General features: G+C 63.4%; 15 protein-coding genes. 12 read left to right on the top strand and 3 right to left on the bottom strand.

The annotated features are described in order from the left end of the window. From iadA to ACXAF3_RS05550, 9 genes are all read left to right on the top strand, one after another. The gene (gene iadA, locus ACXAF3_RS05590) at positions 1-1,179 is read left to right on the top strand and encodes a beta-aspartyl-peptidase (RefSeq protein ID WP_475111304.1); all 1,179 of its coding nucleotides are present in this window, start codon (positions 1-3) and stop codon (positions 1,177-1,179) included. Then, positions 1,176-2,099 (top strand): GlxA family transcriptional regulator, encoded by a 924-nt coding sequence (locus ACXAF3_RS05585; protein ID WP_475111303.1) that lies wholly within the window; start codon positions 1,176-1,178, stop codon positions 2,097-2,099. The genes iadA and ACXAF3_RS05585 overlap by 4 nt, the downstream gene beginning before the upstream one ends. A gap of 215 nt (positions 2,100-2,314) precedes the next feature. Next, entirely contained in the window at positions 2,315-3,538 is a 1,224-nt protein-coding gene (locus ACXAF3_RS05580) for a cyanophycinase (RefSeq protein WP_475111302.1), read from the top strand. 317 nt (positions 3,539-3,855) lie between these two features. After that, the gene (locus ACXAF3_RS05575) at positions 3,856-5,205 is read left to right on the top strand and encodes an aspartate aminotransferase family protein (protein WP_475111301.1); all 1,350 of its coding nucleotides are present in this window, start codon (positions 3,856-3,858) and stop codon (positions 5,203-5,205) included. A 77-nt stretch (positions 5,206-5,282) separates the two neighbouring features. Then, on the top strand, positions 5,283-6,668 hold the full coding sequence (locus tag ACXAF3_RS05570) for a glutamine synthetase family protein (RefSeq protein WP_475111300.1): 1,386 nt from the start codon (positions 5,283-5,285) through the stop codon (positions 6,666-6,668). A gap of 493 nt (positions 6,669-7,161) precedes the next feature. Beyond that, entirely contained in the window at positions 7,162-8,010 is an 849-nt protein-coding gene (locus ACXAF3_RS05565; RefSeq protein ID WP_475111299.1) for an OmpW/AlkL family protein, read from the top strand. A gap of 166 nt (positions 8,011-8,176) precedes the next feature. Then, entirely contained in the window at positions 8,177-9,520 is a 1,344-nt protein-coding gene (locus ACXAF3_RS05560; protein WP_475111298.1) for a glycosyltransferase family 4 protein, read from the top strand. Continuing rightward, on the top strand, positions 9,520-10,296 hold the full coding sequence (locus ACXAF3_RS05555; protein WP_475111297.1) for a class I SAM-dependent methyltransferase: 777 nt from the start codon (positions 9,520-9,522) through the stop codon (positions 10,294-10,296). Before ACXAF3_RS05560 ends, ACXAF3_RS05555 begins: the two co-directional genes overlap by 1 nt. Further along, positions 10,293-11,366, top strand: coding sequence for a prenyltransferase/squalene oxidase repeat-containing protein (locus ACXAF3_RS05550; RefSeq protein ID WP_475111296.1), 1,074 nt, complete (start codon positions 10,293-10,295; stop codon positions 11,364-11,366). The genes ACXAF3_RS05555 and ACXAF3_RS05550 overlap by 4 nt, the downstream gene beginning before the upstream one ends. A gap of 75 nt (positions 11,367-11,441) precedes the next feature. Here the strand turns inward: ACXAF3_RS05550 and ACXAF3_RS05545 are convergent, their stop codons facing one another. After that, positions 11,442-12,059: a class I SAM-dependent methyltransferase gene (locus ACXAF3_RS05545; RefSeq protein WP_475111295.1), complete on the bottom strand. Its 618-nt coding sequence runs from the start codon at positions 12,057-12,059 to the stop codon at positions 11,442-11,444. 79 nt (positions 12,060-12,138) lie between these two features. Between ACXAF3_RS05545 and ACXAF3_RS05540 the strand changes: the two genes are divergently transcribed. Together ACXAF3_RS05540 and ACXAF3_RS05535 are read left to right on the top strand one after the other, a co-directional pair. Then, positions 12,139-12,861 carry an acyltransferase gene (locus tag ACXAF3_RS05540; RefSeq protein WP_475111294.1) on the top strand — a complete coding sequence of 241 codons (723 nt, stop codon included), beginning with the start codon at positions 12,139-12,141 and terminating at the stop codon, positions 12,859-12,861. A 54-nt stretch (positions 12,862-12,915) separates the two neighbouring features. Further along, a complete protein-coding gene (locus tag ACXAF3_RS05535) occupies positions 12,916-13,428 on the top strand; it encodes a shikimate kinase (RefSeq protein WP_475111293.1) in 513 nt (170 codons plus the stop codon). Between the two features lie 156 nt (positions 13,429-13,584). On the opposite strand, the gene ACXAF3_RS05530 is transcribed toward ACXAF3_RS05535, so the two are convergent. Next, a complete protein-coding gene (locus tag ACXAF3_RS05530) occupies positions 13,585-14,055 on the bottom strand; it encodes an Lrp/AsnC family transcriptional regulator (RefSeq protein ID WP_078085981.1) in 471 nt (156 codons plus the stop codon). A 295-nt stretch (positions 14,056-14,350) separates the two neighbouring features. On the opposite strand from ACXAF3_RS05530, the gene ACXAF3_RS05525 reads away from it, so the two are divergent. Then, positions 14,351-17,914 (top strand): indolepyruvate ferredoxin oxidoreductase family protein, encoded by a 3,564-nt coding sequence (locus ACXAF3_RS05525; RefSeq protein ID WP_475111292.1) that lies wholly within the window; start codon positions 14,351-14,353, stop codon positions 17,912-17,914. A 46-nt stretch (positions 17,915-17,960) separates the two neighbouring features. On the opposite strand, the gene ACXAF3_RS05520 is transcribed toward ACXAF3_RS05525, so the two are convergent. After that, the gene (locus ACXAF3_RS05520; protein WP_475111291.1) at positions 17,961-19,235 is read right to left on the bottom strand and encodes an OprO/OprP family phosphate-selective porin; all 1,275 of its coding nucleotides are present in this window, start codon (positions 19,233-19,235) and stop codon (positions 17,961-17,963) included. Between the last annotated feature and the right edge of the window lie 63 nt (positions 19,236-19,298).

Genomic DNA, 19,298 nt, shown 5'->3' with positions numbered 1-19,298 from the left:
ATGTCAAAAATTACTCTGATCAAGAACGCGCATATCTTTGCGCCGCGGGATCTCGGCATCTGCGATCTGCTGGTGGCGGGGGACAGCATTGCCAAAATCGACCAGGGCCTGGCGCTGCCGGCGGAAATCGGCGATACCGTCGACGCGGACGGCGCCTGGCTGCTGCCGGGGCTGGTGGATTCCCTCGCGCATATCAGCGGCGGCGGCGGCGAGGGGGGCTTCGCGTCGCGCACGCCGGAACTGGATCCGCGCGAGGCCTTTATGTCCGGCGTCACCACACTGGTGGGTGTGCTCGGCACCGACGCCACCACGCGCACGCTGAACGAGCTCTACGGCAAGGCGCGCGCGCTGGAGGCCCAGGGGCTGTCCTGCTATATGCACAGCGGCTCCTATCAGTTTCCGGTCACCACCCTGACCGGCAGTCTGCGTTCAGACATAGTGCTGGTGGACAATATTATCGGCGTCGGTGAGCTGGCAATCTCCGATCACCGCTCTTCGCAGCCGACGATTCAGGAATTGCTGCGCGTCGCCTCCGACGCCCGCGTGGCGGGATTGCTGAGCGGCAAGAGCGGCGTGGTCAGTATCCATGTGGGCGGCTGCGCGGGGCGCCTGCAGCCGCTGTTCGACGCGGTCGAGGCGTCGGATATTCCGATCAGTCAGTTCTATCCCACCCATATCAACCGCAACCCGTCGCTGCTGGAGCACGGGGTCATGTACGCCCGCGCCGGGGGCTTTATCGATTTCACCACTTCGACGACAGAGGAGATTCTGGCGTCCGGCGAGTTGCGCGCGAGCCGCGCGCTGAAGGTTGCCCTGGAAGCGGGGGCACCGGCGGATCGCATCACCTTTTCCTCCGATGCCCAGGGCTCCATGACCAACTTCTGCGACAACGGGACCCTGCGGGATATCGAGGTGGGCTCGGTGGCCAGCCTGTTCGACGAATTCCGCCGCACGGTGCGCGAGGAGAAGATCGATCTTGTCACGGCGCTGCAGACGGTTACCGCCAACCCCGCGAGGGTTCTGGGCCTGGCGCGCAAGGGGCGCATCGGCGCGGGGCGGGACGCGGACCTGGTGCTGGTGGATCCGGCCAGTTTCGAAATTCGCCATGTGATGGCGCGCGGGCGCTGGCAGTTCTTTGACGGCCATTTGCGCTTTGCGGGCGCCTTTGCCGGATCATGAGCCAGGCCGCAGCGGCGCCCGTCGCCCTAGTCCTGTTGCCGGGCTTCTCCCTGGCCAGCCTCGGACTCGTGGTCGAGCGTTTCAGCGCCGCCTGCGGTTGCGCTCCGCGGCTTTTTGGCGTGGACGAGGAAATGGTGACCGCGGCTCAGGGCATGCGTGTACAGGCGCGGCTGCTGCCGAGGGGCAGGCGGGAGTTCCACACGCTGATTGCCTGCGGCGGGCGCAGCTTTGGCGGAGTGCAGGCCGGTGCCTTAGATCGCGTGGCGGTGTCCAGCGGTTGCTGGGTGGGTATCGGCAGCGGCGTGCTGTTGCTTGCGCAGGCGGGACTGTTGCGCGACCGACACTGCAGTGCGCCGCCGGATATGCGCGCCGCATTGCTGCAGCTGGACCGCCAGGTGATGGTCAGCGATCGCGCCATTACCCGCGACGGCCGTATCTGGACCTGCAGTGGCGACGAGGGCGTCGACACCATGCTGGACCTGCTGCTGCCGGCCTGGAACCGCCGTGACGGCGACACCCGGCCGCCCTGCAGCGAGGTGGAGGATAGATCCACCCTGGCGGAGGCCCGGGCGCTGATGCGCAACAATCTCGCCGAACCGCTGGCGACTGCAGAGATCGCCGCCTATCTGGGCGTGTCGAACAAAAAGCTCGAGCGGATTTTTCGGCGATTTGTCGGGCAGCCGCCCGCGCGTTTCTATATCGGCTTGCGGCTGCAACTCGCCAGGCAGTTGCTGCAGCACAGCGATTTCAGTATCGAAGACATCGGCAGGCGCTGCGGTTTTGGTTCCGCCTCCCATTTCAGCCGCGCCTTTCGCGGCCACTTCGGCCACTCGCCGCGCGCGGAGCGCCGGCAGCTGGCCGCTCTGCCCGAGCGGGCGCCGGCACCCTGGGCGAATCACAATCATTCATTGGCAGGTTGACCATGAGAAGACGATATCGAGAATTTTTTCAGGCTGCGGCCCCGGCACTGGTCGCGCGATTAACTCGGTTAACAATTAGGTTTGCCGAGTTAATGCGGCACGGGGAGGTGCCGCCGCCGGCCGAAGGCCGGCGCGAGCCCTTGAAACAGAAGCAATTCCGCGCAATTGCGCCAGTATTGCAAGGGCGACAATCAAATAGATCGAGGGTGATCTATTTGATTGCCGGGTTAATGTTGGCGGGGCAGGGGCATGCCGGCGACGGCGGCAGGCTGCTGATCGTCGGCGGTGCCCTGGGCAGTGACAACGCGGAGGTCTATCGCAGTTTTATCGACGCGGTGCCCGCAGCTCTGCCGGAAGTGGCCATAGTGCCGGCGGCATCGGGCCGGCCGGCGCACTATGCAGACGCATTTCGCCGGGATCTGCAGCAGTACGGCTTCGAGGGCAGGGTGCACATACTGCCGGTGGCGGTAAAGGACGATCCGGGCACTGCCGAGGACGAAAGCTGCTGGTCCCGCGGCGCCCATGACCGCAACTTGGCCGAGGGTTTGGAGCGGGTCGGTGGTATCTGGTTTGTCGGCGGTGATCAGACCCGCATCACCGAGACACTGCTGCACAGGGACGGCAGCGACACGCCGCTGCTGGCTGCGATCCGGCGGCAGCTGAATCGGGGGGCCATCGTCGGCGGCACCAGCGCCGGCGCGGCGATTATGAGCCGCACCATGATCGCTGCCGGGGACTCCCTGTCCGCGCTGACACGGCCGCAGGCGGACGAGTACGCCGGCATGAATTCCCAGGAATCCGGGCGGCTGCTGTTGAAAGCGGGCCTCGGCTTTCTGGAAACCGGTATCGTCGACCAGCACTTCGATCGCAAGGGTCGCCTGGGTCGGCTGGTGCGGGCGCTGGCGCCGCCACTGGCAAAAGCGCAGCGGCGCGGCTTCGGTATCGACGAGGACACCGGAGTACTGGTCGATCTGGTGAGCGGGGACATGCGGGTGCTGGGCCGCGGCACCCTGGTGCTGCTGGACGCGCGCGAGGCGAATTTCGCACAGCACAAGGCCCGCTTCTCGGTGGACAATATCCGCCTGTCGGTATTCAGCCGCGGCGACAGCTACAACTGGAAGACGGGCGTTGCGCGTATCGCCGGCAGCGCCACCGTCGGCAAGGAGGCCTTCGCCTACCGGCCGGAGCAGGGCGCCGGCATGGCGCTGCCGAACCAGCGCCTCGAGCAGCTGCTCGGTTTTTCGCTACTGGACAACAGTGAGGCCGGGGAAATGCGCCGCTATTCGTTCAACGAATCCGGCAACGGCGTGCTGTTCCGCTTCGCCCAGACCCGCGAGAGTCGCGGCTTCTGGCGCTACGGCTCCGGCACCAGGGACCAGTATTCCATCCGCGACGTGCGCCTGTCCGTGGAGCCGGTGCAGATAGATCTCCAACCCTGATTCCCCCTTCCTCTTTACCGGTGCGCGTCCGCGCACCGGCCTGACCGGTACATCGCCAGGCAGCGCTGCAGAGTGAAGCTACAGCCATCCGACTATAGTCTTGTCGCAGGGTGTCGATAGATCTTGCACTCCCGCCACTCTCACCCCTAAAATGTGATCACAAATTTGCAGGAAGCAAATTTGGGCGCCCAGGGCGTCCGCAGGGTGAGCGCCACGGAGCGGCGAGTGACAGATTTTGGAGAGGTCGGCCCCCGGCGGGGGCGGCGCGCCGTGTCGAGCGGCGAGGCGGATCTCAAGCTAAGAGCCAGGAGCGAGACATGAACAAGACAGAACTGCAACAACACGACCGCGAGCACCTGCTGCACCCCTTTACCGATTTTCACGACCTGGGCAAACAGGGTACCCGGGTCATCACCAGCGCCGAGGGCGCCTATATCACCGATATCGACGGCCACAAGATGCTCGACGGTATGTCCGGCCTCTGGTGCTGTAACCTCGGCTACAGCCGCAAGGAGATCAGCGACGCCATCTACGAGCAGCTGAACAAACTGCCCTTCTACAACAGCTTCTTCCAGTGCACGACCATCCCGTCCATCGAACTGGCAGACGCGCTGGCGGAAGTGACCCCGGCGGGTATGAACAATGTCTTCTTTACCGGCTCCGGTTCCGAGGCCAACGACACCAACCTGCGCATTATCCGCCGCTACTGGGATCTGAAAGAGCAGCCCGAGAAGCGCATCGTGATCTCGCGCAAGAATGCCTACCACGGCTCCACCATCGGCGGCGCCAGCCTCGGCGGCATGAGCGGCATGCACAAGCAGTTCCAGCCCCTGGACTATATCGAGCATATCCAGCAGCCCTACTGGTTCGGTGAGGGCGGCGACATGTCCCCGGAGGAGTTCGGCATCTACGCCGCGCGCTGCCTGGATGAGAAGATCCAGGAGCTGGGCCCGGAAAAGGTGGCCGCCTTTATCGCCGAGCCGATTCAGGGCGCCGGCGGCGTGATCATTCCGCCGGAGACCTACTGGCCGGAAATCAAGAAGGTCCTGGATCAGTACGATATCCTGCTGGTCATGGACGAAGTGATCTTCGGTTTCGGCCGCACCGGCGAGTGGTTCGGCGCCGACTACTACGGCATGCAGCCGGACCTGATGACCTTCGCCAAGGCGGTGACCAACGGCTACTTCCCGCTGGGCGGCACCATGGTCAGCGATCGCGTCGCGGAGGTGATCAAGGCCAAGGGCGGCGAGTTCACCCACGGTTACACCTACTCCGCGCACCCGGCCGCCTGTATGGCCGGCCTCGCGACCATCAATATCTTGCGCAACGAGAAGATCATCGAAAACGTGCGCGACAACACCGGTCCCTATCTGGCCAAGCGCTGGGCGGAACTGGCGGATCACCCGATCGTCGGCGAGGCGCGCAGCCTGGGTCTTGTGGGCGCGCTGGAGCTGGTCAAGGACAAGGGCAGCCGCGCGCGCTTCGATGACAAGTGCACCGCCGGCGGTATCTGCCGCGACATGAGCATCAAGAACGGCTTGGTGATGCGCGCCACCGGCGACACCATGATCATCGCGCCGCCGCTGATCCTGACCACCGAGCAGGTGGACGAGCTGGTGGAAAAAGCCCGTCGCGCGCTGGACGACACGGCCAAGGCGTTGGCGTAATATCGCAGCGTCTACATCGCCTGTGCGGGAGCGGCCCCGGTTGCTCCTGCACAAGAATCAAAACACTCAGGCAATTTATGTCCACGGAAAAAGAATTTATCCCGCAGCCGGAACTGCTGGAACAGTCGCGCAAGTTCTTGCACGAGCACCCCGATCTGAAATGGATCGAGGGCTTTATGTTCGATATCAACGGTGTGCCGCGCGGCAAATGGTTGCCGGCGGAGGCGGCGGAAAAACTGCTCAAGGGCAGTCTGCAGATGCCGCGCAGCGCTGCCAGCCTGGATATCTGGGGGCGGGATATCGAAAACAGCCCGCTGGTATTCGCCAGCGGTGACAGTGACGGTATCTGCATTCCGGTATCGCCGATCTCCCTGGCCCCCTGGCACCGGGAGCAGACGGCGCAGCTGCATATGCAGCTGCACGAGGCCGACGGCTCGCCGCTGTACGCGGATCCGCGCACGCAACTGCAGGGTGTCGTGGCGCGGCTGAAAAAGCTTGGCTACACGGCCGTGTGCGCTACCGAACTGGAGTTCTACCTGCTGCGCGAAGAGGTGGACCACCTGGCGCGGCCGCGCCCGGTCAGCGACAACGACGCCGAGCTGGTGCCCTCCACCGACGTCTATGATCTTTCGGAGCTGGATGCCCAGCGACACTTCTTCGCCGACGTGCGCGCCGCCTGTGAGGAGCAGGGCATTCCGGCGGACTCTATCCTGTCTGAATGCGCGCCGGGGCAGTTTGAAATCAACCTGCTGCACAGCCCCGATCCGGTTGCGGTCGCGGACCAGACCCTGCTGTTCAAGCGCCTGCTGAAGGGCGTGGCGCGCAGCCACGGTTTCCGCGTCAGCACCATGGCCAAGCCCTTCGGTGATCAGGCCGGCAACGGCATGCATGTGCATATGAGCCTGATCGACGACACTGGCAAGAACGTCTTCGACGACGGTAGCGAGCAGGGTTCCGATCTGTTGCGCCAGGCCGTCGCCGGCATGCTCGCCACCGCCAACGACGCCATGGCTTTCTTCGCGCCGCACGGCAACTCCTACCGCCGTTTCCTGGAGGGTTCTCACGCGCCGCTGAACCTGTGCTGGGGCTACGACAACCGCACCACCACGTTGCGCGTGCCGGCCAGCGATCCGCAGGCCAGGCGCATCGAGCACCGCATCGCCGGCGCCGACGTGAACCCCTACCTGGTGCTGGCGGGAATTCTCGCCGGAGTCTGCCACGGCCTCGAGAACAAGCTGGAGGCGCCGGCGCCGGTCGAGGGCGATGCCTACCAGGTGGAGAGCGAACAGCTGATCAATACCTGGAGCGGCGCGCTGCAGCGCTTCGAACAGAGCCCGCTGTGGCGGGAGTACCTGGACCCGCGCTTTGTCGAGCTGTTCCTGCTGTTGAAGCGCCAGGAGCTGGCGGAGATAGGTGCGCGCGTGACCGACGTCGAGTACCAGAGTTACCTGCACCGGGTGTAGCAGCTGTTCCTCAATTGCTGCGCGGGCACCTGCGGTGTCTGCTGCTGCCCCTATGTATTACAGGTGCTTAGGTGCATGCCGCGTCTTGCGCTCGGGCGGCTACCTGCCGCAGCTTGCCAGGCCCTAGCAGTCTGTCGAAAAATACTTTTTCGACAGACTGCTAGTGGATCCGCTTCAGGGGGAGATCTGTGGCGTATCCTGCCTCGGCTTTTCAATGGCTTTGGCGACAGTCGCGGCAGGGTGGGGCAATCCTTTGCTATACCTAGATTAAGCGCGTAACGCGCTTATGACTCTCCTCCTGAAAGTGTGTTCGAGAAAACTGGCCCGCCAACTGGCGGGCATTTTTTTTCATGAGAGTAAGTTGTCGGAATTTCTTTCCTCAAACCCCCGTGGTAATTGGTACGCCTTGCTGCAGCTTGAAAAAGCCAACCTATACTGGAAGTAACCGCAATTGCGGCGCAGGAGCTTTTTCGTGTTACAAGGAGTTACCCCCATGAGATTGAAGCCTCTCCTCATCCCTATGGCACTGGCGGCTTCCGCCGGCCTCGCCGCTCAGTCGGCCCTGGCGGGTCCCTCCGGTTATCCGGTGCCGGCACAGCCCCAGGGTATCTACACCGCCGGCACCGTCATGGTGCGTATCGGCGCAGCCTATGTGGAGCCGGACGACACAGCTTTTTCCGGCACCCAGTCCTTTGTTGCGGACGACCCCTCCACCGACTCGGAGGAGAGTGTGCCGGTGGATGTGTTTACCCGGGTGGATCTGGATGACGACACCACCTGGTATATCAGCGGCGTTTGGCTGCCGATAGAGCACTTCGGTATCGAGCTGTACCACGCCAACAACGCCAGCCACGAGGCTACGCTGTTTTCCTCTGCGAGGACCGGTGGAGGCAGCTTTATTGGCTCCTTTTCCCAGGGGATAGGCCACTTCGACAGCTATATCACCAGCCTGTACGCCAACTGGTATCCGCTGAATCCGACCTGTCTGATCCAGCCCTATGTCGGGCTCGGGGTCAGCTACGTCGACATCGAGGAGGAGTTCCTGCGCCCGGTATTCCGCGGCCCGGACCGCGAGGGTTTCGGCCTGTTGAGACCCGGCAGTGACTTCAACTGGACGGCGCAAATCGGTGTGGACTTCAACTTCGGCCGCGACAACGGCTGGCAGATCAATGCCTCCGTCATGTACGTACAAGCCGAACCGGACCTGGAGCTGGGATACGACGCGGCGACACTGCCGTCCGGATTCCAGGAGCCCGCGATACTGCCGGTGCGCATTCGCAACGACATGGATTTCGATCCCTGGATGTTCAACCTGGGGGTGGGGTACCGCTTCAGTTTCTAGACAGTCCGGCTCAGAGTAAGGGGCAGGTGAGCGGCGCGGGTCGCTCACCTGCCTTTTTCATTCTGGGCTTGTCCCTTATGTGAACCGTTGCGGTCTGGTAGTCATTTCCGCGCCAGTGTATTCTTCGCCTGGCCTCCGGCAACAAAACAACGCAGATGGGGAAGCTATGACCGCCTTGGGGAATTTTGCAGACGGTCCAACGGCCGCAAGCGCGCGGCCACTGAAAATTTGTTTACTGGGGTATCGCAGCCACCCCTATTGCGGCGGGCAGGGGGTCTACCTCCACTATCTGAGCAAGGCGCTGGTGGATGCCGGTCACTCGGTGGACGTCATTTCCGGCGAGCCCTATCCCGAACTGGATCCGCGCGTGAAGCTGATCAAGATGCCGGGGCTGAACCTGTTCGAGGTGGAAAATCCGGCCCGCGCCCTGAAGTGGCGCCACCTGTTGTCCTGGACGGATTTCTTCGAGTGGTGGGGCAAAGTCTCCGGCGGCTTCGCCGAGCCCTACACCTTCGGCCGGCGGGTGGCCAGGTACCTGCGCAGGCACAGCCGCCACTACGACATAGTGCACGACAATCAGTCCCTCTGTTACGGCCTGCTCGATATCGAGCGCAGCGGCCTGCCGGTGGTCGCCACCATCCACCACCCGATCACCCGCGATCGCCAGCTGGCGCTGGACGCGGCGCCCGACTGGCGCTACCGGTTGCTGGTGCGCCGCTGGTACAGCTTTCTGGGGATGCAGATCAAGGTGGCGCGGCGGCTGCGGCATATCGTTACCGTTTCACGCCAGTCAGAGCGGGATATCGTCGATCAGTTTGGCGTGGATCCCGGACAGATCCAGCTGATCTACAACGGCATAGACACCGATATCTTCTCCCCGCGGCCGGATATTCCGCGCAAGCCGCTGCGTATCATGACCACCGCTTCCGCGGATCAGCCGCTCAAGGGCCTGCGTTTTTTGTTGCGGGCGGTGGCCGAGTTGCGCGAGCGCTACGAGGGCCTGGAGCTGCTGGTCGTCGGCCGGCTGCAGGAGGGCGGCGCCACCGAGCAGCTGCTGGGCGAGCTGCGGCTGCAGGATTGCGTGCGTTTCGTGTCGGGCATATCCAATCGGGAGCTGGTGGAATACTACGCTAGTGCGTCTGTCGCAGTCTGCCCGTCCCTGTACGAGGGCTTCGGCTTGCCGGCGGGCGAGGCCATGGCCTGCGGCGTGCCGGTGATCTCCAGCGATGGCGGTGCGCTGCCGGAAGTAGTCGGCGATGCGGGGCTGGTTGTGCCGGCCGGGGACAGCGCCGCTCTGGCCCGGGCACTGGAGCAACTGCTTTCCGACGGCGCGCTGCGCGCCAGCCTGGGTGAAAAGGGCAGGGCGCGCATAGCGCAACAGTTTTCCTGGCGCCTGGCGGCGCAGCGCCTGGTGGACTACTACCAGCGGATACTCGGTGAGGCGCAGGTGCGGCCGGTTCCCCGGCACGACGCCCGGACGGCGGTCACCAGCGGTGCGGAGGCGGCCTGATGATTACTGTGGACCCGCGCCAGCTGAATCTGCAGCCGGGGCAGAGGGTGCTGGATCTGGGCTGCGGTGAAGGGCGCCACGCGATACATCTGCTGATCTCGGAGTCGGTGGATGTGGTCGGAGTGGATTTGAATATGGCCGATGTGCGCACCGCCCGGGATCGCGCGCAGCCCTTTGTCGAGGGGGCGCAAACGCCGGGTCGGTTGCTGCTCGCGGCGGCCAACGGTCTGCAGCTGCCGTTTGCCGACGGTACCTTCGATGTGGTGATCTGCTCCGAAGTGCTGGAGCATATCGACGACTACGAGGCCGTGCTGGGCGAAATCGACCGGGTGTTGAAGCCCGCGGGCATTTTTGCCGCGAGCGTGCCGGCCTTTTTCCCCGAGTGGATCTGTTGGCGGCTCAGTGACGAGTACCATCAGGTGGAGGGCGGCCATATTCGCATTTTCCGCGAGCGCGAATTGCGCCGCGCTATCGAAGGCTTGGGGCACAGGTATTTTGCCCGGCACAAGGCCCACGCGTTGCACGCGCCCTACTGGTGGCTGAAGTGCCTGCTGTGGCACAGGCCGCACTCCCGCCTGCTCGCGGCCTACCACCGCCTGCTGGTGTGGGACCTGATGCAAAAACCCGTGATCACCCGCGCCGTGGAAAAGCTGCTGAACCCGCTGTTGGGAAAAAGTATCGTGCTCTATTTTGTCAAACCGCCGCGGCTGCCGGCCGGGGCGCCGGCGAATTCGATCGCGCCCGTTGGTGACGTTGCACTGGAGGCGCAGTCTTGACCGATTTCGCAATCCAAGTAGCGCCCGCGACGGCGCTGTTTCCGGACGGTTTCGTGCGCGACAGCGCCGGCTATATCCTCGCGCGGCAGCAGACCGACGGCGCCATTCCGTGGTTCGATGGCGGCTACGCGGACCCTTGGGATCATGTCGAAGCGGCCATGGGGCTCAGTATCGCCGGTGAATTTGCCGCGGCGGAAAAGGCCTACGCCTGGCTGGCGGATATCCAGCTGCCGGATGGCAGCTGGTGGGCCGCCTACAAAGACGGCGAGGTGCACAATCGCGAGCGCAGGGAGAGCAATTTCGTCGCCTATATCGCCACCGGTATCTGGCACCACTACCTGATCACCGGCGACATCCGTTTCCTGGAGCGCTTCTGGCCCACCGTGGAGCGCGCGGTGGAATTCGTTCTGGGGTTGCAGACGGCGCACGGTGAAATTCACTGGGCGGTCGACGGCCGGGGTGTGGCCAAAGAGGACGCTCTGATCACCGGCTGTTCTTCGATCTACAAGAGCCTGGAGTGCGCCATCAATATCGCCCACAGCCTCGGCTGCTCCCGCCCCCGCTGGATTGCCGGCAGGGCGGCGCTGGGCGCGGCACTGCGGGAAAAGCCGCAGCGCTTCGATCGCACCTGGGAGAGCAAGGCCCGCTTCTCGATGGACTGGTTTTACCCGGTGCTGACCGGCGTTTTCTCCGGCGCTGCGGCGCGAGCGCGCCTGCAGGAAAAATGGGATGAGTTTGTCGTCGCCGGGCTCGGCTGTCGCTGTGTCAACGACGAGCCCTGGGTTACGGTGGCGGAGTCCTGTGAACTGACCATGGCGCTGGTGGCGGCGGGCGAACGCGACCGCGCGGCGAGACTCTACCGCGGCCTGCACCGCTGGCAGGATGGCGACGGCGGTTACTGGACCGGCTATGTCTACCGGGACAAGGCAATCTGGCCCGAGGAAAAAACCACCTGGACAGTGGGCGCCATGTTACTGGCGGCGGATGCGCTGGCCGGGCTGACGCCGGCGAGCGGGCTGTTCACCTCGGTGCGCTTGCTGCCGGAACCCGAGCGGATGGTGTTGGGTTAGCAGGCTGCTGAAAAATATTTTTCAGCAGCCTGTTAGTCGGCGACAGGGCGCCGATGGCTCGGAAGCGGCGGGTATTCAGATCCGGCGCAGGATGCCGAGCGTGTCGACCGTTTCCACCGGTTCGAACTGAGCGGAAGCCAGGGCCAGCTTGTAAATATCGTAGGGCGCCTGGCCGCCGTCGTTGGGGTCGGGAAAGATATCGTGAATGGCGAGATAGCCGCCCGGCACTATGTGGCGGGACCAGCTGCGGTAGTCGGTCATCGCCGCTTCGAGGGAGTGGCCGCCGTCGATAAAGACCAGGCCGAGCGGCGTGTTCCAGCGGCGCGCCGCCACCGCCGAGGATGCGACCACGGGCACCACCCAGTTCTCGAGCTGCGCCGCGCGTATATTGGTGCGAAAGGTGCGGAAACTGTCCATCAGCTGGGCGCCGTCGTCGAAGAGTTCCGGGTCGTGGTACTCCTCGCCCGGCTGGTGCTCCTCGGAACCGCGGTGGTGGTCCACCGCGAACAGCACATTGTCCGTCAGCTTGCAGGCGGCGGCGAGGTAAATACTCGACTTTCCGCAGTAGCTGCCGACCTCCAGGCAGGGACCCAGGGCGCTGGCCTCGGCGGCGAGGTGATACAGGGCCTCGCCTTCGCAGGCGGCGAGAAAACCTTTGACGGCGTTGATGTCGACAGGCAGCTTGATGGACATGGGTTGCGCTCGTATTTTTGTCGCGCAAACAGTAAACCGCCGCGTTTGGAAAAGCAATTGGATTGACCGGTTCAGAGCGATGCGCAAGGATCACAGACCCTACTGGTTGAAGCAGTGTTTGCTGCGCTGGCGCAGATGGCGCACGCGCTATTTTCTGTTGCCGCAGTTTGATGACGTCGGCGTTGATCCCGAGGTGATGGACCCGGGTTCGGTGCATGTGTTCGGCAAGAATATCCGTCTGGGCAATTACCCCCACCTGATCTCGACACCGGACAACTGTATCCGCTTTACCACCCTGGGGCACAAGGGCGGCGATGCGTTTATCAATATCGGCGACTATGTGCTGATTTCTCCCGGCGTGCGCATTTCCGCGGCGGAGTCCATTGCCATCGGCGATGCCTGCATGATCGCCGCCAATGTGTATATCTCCGATTCCGACTGGCACGGCCTGTACAACCGCACGCGCCCCTTCCGCTGTACGGCGCCGGTGAAGCTCGGCAACAATGTCTGGGTCGGTGACAGTGCGATCATCTGCAAGGGCGTCAGCATCGGGGACAATTCCGTCGTCGGTGCCGGCAGTGTGGTGACCAAGGATGTGCCGGCGAATACCGTCGTGGCCGGGAACCCCGCCCGCGAGATCAAGAAGATCAATCCCGGCCGGCGTATGATCACCCGCGAGGCCTTGTTTGCGGACGCCTTCCGGCAGGCACACAACATGGATGCGCTGGACAGGATGCTGTTGGATGGCAACTCCATCCGCGGTTGGTTGCGCGCGCTGCTTTTCCCCCGGCGCGGTGACTAGTGGATTGTTTCAGCGGTAACTGACGCTGCGTTCCGCCCGTAATACAATGGCGCGATGAAAGAACAAAAAAGTGTTGTCCTGATCGGAATGCCCGGCGCCGGCAAGAGTACGCTCGGTGTTTTGCTGGCCAAGGAGCTGGCACTGGATTTTGTCGATACCGATGTGCTTATCCAGTTGCGCGAGGGCAAGACGCTGCAGGAAATCATGAACGAGACCGACTACCTGAACCTGCGCCGTATCGAGGGGGAGGTGATCGCCAACGCCGAGTTGCCGATGCATGTTATCGCCACCGGTGGCAGTGCCGTGTACAGTGAAGAGGGCATGGCCAATCTGCGGCGCTTTGGCCCGGTGGTATTCCTGAACTGCTCCGCGGATGAGCTGCGCAGGCGTATCCACAACTACGAGAGCCGCGGCATCGCGAAGGCGCCGGGGCAGTCGTTCGAGGCACTGTTTGCCGAGCGCCAGGCGCTGTACCGCAAGTACGCGGATATTACTGTGGACTGCGACGGCAGGGACTTGCAGCAGGTGCTGGAGCGGGTATTGGAAGCGCTGAAGGTGCTGAACTGACGCCGACCCGACAGCAGGGCTTTCGCATCGATATCGAAGTGCTTTCGCCCAAGGTAGGAGCGGCCCATGGCCGCGATCGATATCGGGGGAAGCCCAAAAGTCCGATCGCGGCCATGGGCCGCTCCTACAAAAATGTTGCCGGGATAAGTCGCGCTGTTAAAGCGGCAGCTGCGTGGTGTACTTGACCTGCTTCAGCGCAAAGGTGGAATTGACCGAGGCCACATTCGGCAGGTGTACCAGGGAGCGCTTCAGCAGCTGCTCATAGTGCTCGACGCTGTCGACGACGACGCGCAGCACATAGTCCTTGTCGCCACTGGTGGAATAGCACTCCACGACTTCCTGCACGTCCTGTACCGCGGATTCGAAGCTGTTCAGGGACTCTTCGTCGTGGTTGTGAATGGTCACGTAGCAGTATACTGTGACCCCTAGGTCGAGTTTGCGGGGGTCTAGGAGGGTGACGCGTCCGCGGATAATGCCCTCAGCCTCCAGGCGTTTGATTCGGCGCCAGCAGGGTGTGTGGGATAGGCCCACCTTGTCTCCGAGTTCCGCCATGGAATAATCGGCGTTCTCCTGCAGCGCCCGCAGAATCTTGCGGTCAAAATCATCCAAGTCTGTCGAACGCTTCATATAAACTCCTGTCCTACAAAAAATAACCTGTTCGAAATTTTCATCATAATTTTACGCGCATATGCGTGAATAAAGCAATGCTCTATTGCGCTTTACACACTAGTATGACCTGACCGGCCCGTCGCTGGCCGGATGCTTTTTGTGATTGGCCGCCAGTTGGGGCCCGTTGACTCCAATTTGATGGCCCTGGCCCCTGGGATCAGCGGGGTGCGGGCGGTGGCGGTAAGGCCGGAAAAAATAATGACCAATAGCTCGATTTCGGTTTCGAGCTGCATAGACAACCGGAAGTAGGCGTATGAGTGAAAAAGTAAACAGCCCGCGACCCGCGGCCCAGCCCCAGGACAAGAACAAGGTAAAGCGGATCTCCCTGGACGATCGCTACACCACGCTGAAAGGTCGCGTGTTGCTCTCCGGCATTCAGGCTCTGGTGCGCCTGCCCATCGATCAGATGCGCATGGACAGGGCCCGCGGCCTCAATACGGCCACTTTTATCTCCGGTTACCGCGGCTCTCCGCTCGGCGGATACGACCAGCAGCTCTCCCGCGCGAAGAAGCTGCTCGAACAGCACAATATCCGCTTCCAGCCCGGCGTCAACGAGGAGCTGGCGGCGACCGCCGTCTGGGGCTCCCAGCAGGTGGGCCTGTTCGAGGGCGCCGAGGTGGATGGCGTCTGCGGTATCTGGTACGGCAAGACCCCCGGCGTGGACCGCTCCTGCGACGCCTTCCGCCACGCCAACGCCGCTGGCTCCTCGCCGAAGGGCGGTGCGCTGATCGTCGCCGGCGACGATCACGGCTGTAAATCCTCGTCCTATCCCGGCCAGTCCGAATTCGCCTTCGTCGATATGCATATCCCGGTACTGAACCCGGCCACGGTGCAGGAGGTGTTGGATTACGGGCACTATGGTTTCGAGCTGTCCCGCTTCAGCGGCTGCTGGGTGGCGATGATCACGTTGGCGGAGAATATGGACAGTTCCGCCACCGTCGAGGTGGACCCGGAGCGGGTGCAGTTCTCCTATCCGGACATTGAGCGCCCCGAGGGCGGCTTGAATATCCGCAAACAGGACAACCCGCTGGAACAGGAAGAGCGCCTGTGGCGCTACAAGCGCCCGGCGGCCCTGGCCTTCGCCCGCGCCAACAAGCTGAACAGGGTGGTGCTGGAAAACCCGAAAGCGACCCTGGGTATCGTCACCGCCGGCAAGGCGCACCTCGACCTGATGCAGGCGTTCGAGGATATGGGGATCGACGAGCAGCAGGCCCGGGAGCTGGGCATCCGCATTCTCAAGGTGGGCATGACCTATCCGCTGGACGTGCCCGGTATCCAGGAGTTCGCCCGCGGCCTGGATACGCTGCTGGTGCTGGAGGAAAAGCGCAGCCTGATGGAAGTGCAGCTGAAAGAAGAGCTGTACAACGTACACCAGAAGGACCCGCACTTCCCGCGTATTCTCGGCAAGGTGGATGAGCACGACCGGCCGCTGATGCCGATGTACGGCGAGTTGTCGCCGGCGATCATCGCCCAGGTGCTGGGCAGGGTGCTCGGCGAAGAGAAGCTGGGCGAGCGCGCCAAACACCGGCTGATGCGCCTCAACGCGCTGGCGGAGCGCATCTCGCAGCAGGCCGGATCCAGTGTGTCGCGCCTGCCGATGTTCTGTGCCGGCTGCCCCCACAACCGCTCCACCAAGGTGCCCGAGGGCAGTCGCGCCCTGGCCGGCATCGGCTGCCACTATATGGCCCAGTGGCTGGACCGCGAGACCTACACCTTTACCCAGATGGGCGCCGAGGGCGTCAACTGGGTCGGCCAGGCGCCCTTTACCAGCGAGAAGCATGTTTTCGTCAACCTGGGCGACGGCACCTATTTCCATTCCGGTATTCTCGCCATTCGCGCCTCGGTGGCGGCGAAGGTGAACATCACCTACAAGATACTGTTTAACGACGCCGTGGCCATGACCGGCGGCCAGCCCCACGACGGCGAGCTGGCGCCGGACATGATCTGCCGCCAGGTGCTGGCGGAGGGCGTCAGAAAGGTCGTGCTGGTGATAGACGACCCCGACAAGTACAAGGGCGCGCTGACTTTCCCGAGTGAAGTGGAGATCCGCCACCGCGACCACCTGCCGGTGGTTATGAAGGAGCTGCGCGAAGTCGAGGGGTGCACTGTCATCATCTACGACCAGACCTGCGCCACGGAACTGCGCCGCAAGCGCAAGCGCGGCCTGTTGCCGAAGGCGGAGGGGCGCCCGTTTATCAATGAGCTGGTGTGCGAGGGCTGCGGCGACTGCGTGCAGCAGTCCAGCTGTATCGCGGTGGAGAAGGTCGAAACCGCACTCGGTGACAAGCGCCGTATCAACCAGACCGGCTGCAACCAGGATATGTCCTGTGTGAACGGCTTCTGCCCGTCCTTCGTTACCGTCAAGGGCGGTATGCTGGCCAAGCGCGCCGGCGTCGGCAATGTGCTGCGCGAGCGCGCGAGCAAGCTGCCGCAGCCGCAGCTGCCCGAACTGGGCGAGCCCTACAACCTGCTGGTAACCGGTGTCGGCGGCACCGGCGTGGTGACCATAGGCGCGCTGCTGGCGATGGCCGCCCATATCGAAGGCAGGGCGAGCAGCACTCTGGACCAGACCGGCCTGGCGCAGAAGGGTGGGGCGGTTTACTCCCATGTGCGCTTCGCCGCGACCCCCGCGGCGCTACAGGCGGTGCGTATCTCCGACGGCCGCGCCGACGCGCTGATGGCCTGCGACCTGATCGCCGCCGGCAACCTGCAGGCCTGCCTGGCCAAGCTGGACGAAACCCACAGCCGCGCGGTGGTGAACACCCACCTGAGCCCGACGGCGGCTTCGGTACTGGGGCGCGAGGATGTGCACTCGCCGCAGGCGGTGCTGGATACCCTGAACGCCGCGGTGAAGGAACTGGAGTCGGTGGAGGCGCATAAGCTGACCAAGGCGGCGCTCGGCGATACCCTGGCCGCAAATATCTTTATGCTCGGCTTCGCCTGGCAGAAGGGCCTGCTGCCCCTGCGCGAGGAGTCCCTGCTGCAGGCCATCGAGCTGAACGGCGTGGCGGTGGAGGGCAACCTGCAGGGATTCGCCGCCGGCCGCCTGGCCGCCGCCGATCGCCCGGCGCTGGAGGCGCTGCTGGCGCGGGACGAAGAGGTGGCGCTGCCGCACGGCCTGGAGGAGATAGTCGCGCACCGGGTCGAACACCTGACCGGTTACCAGAACGCGGAGCTGGCGCGCCGCTACCGCGACCTGGTGGAGCGGGTAAAGGCCGCGGAGATTCTCAAGGTGCCCGGCAGCGAGGCGCTGGCGGAAGTGGTCGCGCGCTACTATGCCAAACTGCTCGCCTACAAGGACGAATACGAAGTGGCGCGCCTCTACACTGACGGCCGCTTCACCAAGGCGCTGGAAGAGAATTTTGCCGGCGATTTCACCCTGGAATTCAATATGGCACCGCCGCTGCTGGCGCCTTTCGACAAGGCACTCGGCCGCCCGCGCAAGTTGAAGTTTGGCGGCTGGATGTTCAAGGCCTTCCGCCTGTTGGCGAAACTGAAATTCCTGCGCGGTACGCCGCTGGATATTTTCGGTTATACCGCCGAACGCAGGATGGAGCGCGCGCTGATCGGCGAGTATGAACAGCTGGTGCACAGGGTGATCGGCGAGCTGAATGCCGAAAATCACGCCGCCGCGATCGAGCTGCTCAGCTATCCGGATCTGATCCGCGGCTACGGCCTGGTCAAGGACGAGAGCCTGGAGCGGGCGCGCAAGCAGCGCGACGCGGCGCTGCGGCGTTTCGAGAACCCGTCGTCGGATATCGACGGCGCGGTGCCGGTCGAGGTCTTCGATCCCGCCAAGGCGCAGCAGGTGGGCTGAAGGCAATGGGAAGGCGGAGTGATGACCAGTTTGCCATCACTCCGTTTTACCAACTGGCCTGGGCGCGGAACGCGAGCTGATTGGTTTCGTCGCCGGTGAACTCGTCGTCTCCGAGTACCACATTCAGCATAAAGCGCACGCGCGGATTGAAATAGAAATTGACACCGAGCCTGACGCTGTTCGCTTCCAGGTTTGGAATGTCCTTGTTCTCGATGGTTTCGTAGCGGGCGGTCAGCTCCCAGGCGCCCCAGCCGCCGCGCGGCTTAATGGATTTGTACACGCCCTTCTTGGCGTCGTAGGGCTTGTGTTCGCCGGTGATCACCCAGCTCCCCATCACATACCAGCTGCGCACGTCCTGGCCGCCGATATAACAGCCGGCGACCGGATCGCACGCGAATGGGGGCGGGTCGTTGAAGAAGTCCTCGAAACTTTCCTCGGACAGGAAGTAATCCCCCTCGAAGTCCCCGTAGACGTATTCCGCCTGCGCGTAGAGGGGGCCGTAGGCGCCCGCCAGCTCCAGGCCTGCGGTGTTGACACTGCCGCCGTGGTCGCCGACAAAAAAATCATCGTCGCTGGAATCGTCGAAGAAAAATTCTCTGTCTCCGGGGGTCAGCGCAATCAGTTGGCGGGGACCGCGGCGGCCGGCGTAATTGACGAGAGCCGTGATCGGGTTGGAGTTGCGATTGGCATTCTCATAACTCAGCGAAATGCCCAGGTGGACGCTGCTGAGGCTGTTATCGATCGGCGCCCAGGTGAAGCGGCTGGCGGCGCCGAGACCCTCGTTGCGCGGGCCGCCGGGATCGCGCAGATTGAAGCCCGCGACACCAAAGGTGTAGCAGTCCCAGTAGCTGTGCCAGCCGACTCCCTGTTGCCGCGCGCGGCCGGCGTAGATCCCGCCGGCGCTCGTAAAGGCGCGCTCCATCATCGTGATTTCGTTGGAGCTGGTGAGCTCGTCCATGGAGCGATAGGGCTTGAAATTGCCGATGGTCAACTTGCCGCCGAGCACCCTGGTGGCGATATAGACATCGCGCAAGCCACCGGTGCCACCGGAAGCGAAGTCCCGCTCCAGCTTGTATTCCCATTTCCACAGTTTGCCTTTCATGGCCAGGCGCGCACGGCGGAATTCGGTGGTGCTGACGGGATCTTCGATATCCCTGTCGAACAGATAGGTGTCGAAGTGGATGCGGCCGCCGAGTTCGGCGGAGAAATTTCCGTCATCGGAGGTGATTTTCAGGCCGCCCTTGGTCTGCGCCTGGTCGGCGAGTGCCGGGTCGGACAATATCGCGGCCGCCAAGGCGCAAAGAAAACCGCAACGCTTCATCGAAAACCTCCCTGTGCGACTTCAGCAGCGGAAATACACGTGAGCTTTTTCGAGTCTAGCAGT

Source organism: Microbulbifer sp. ABF4_143 (assembly GCF_056160225.1).
Note: the sequence above shows the minus strand (reverse complement) of the source record. Positions and strands in the feature narration are given on the sequence as shown.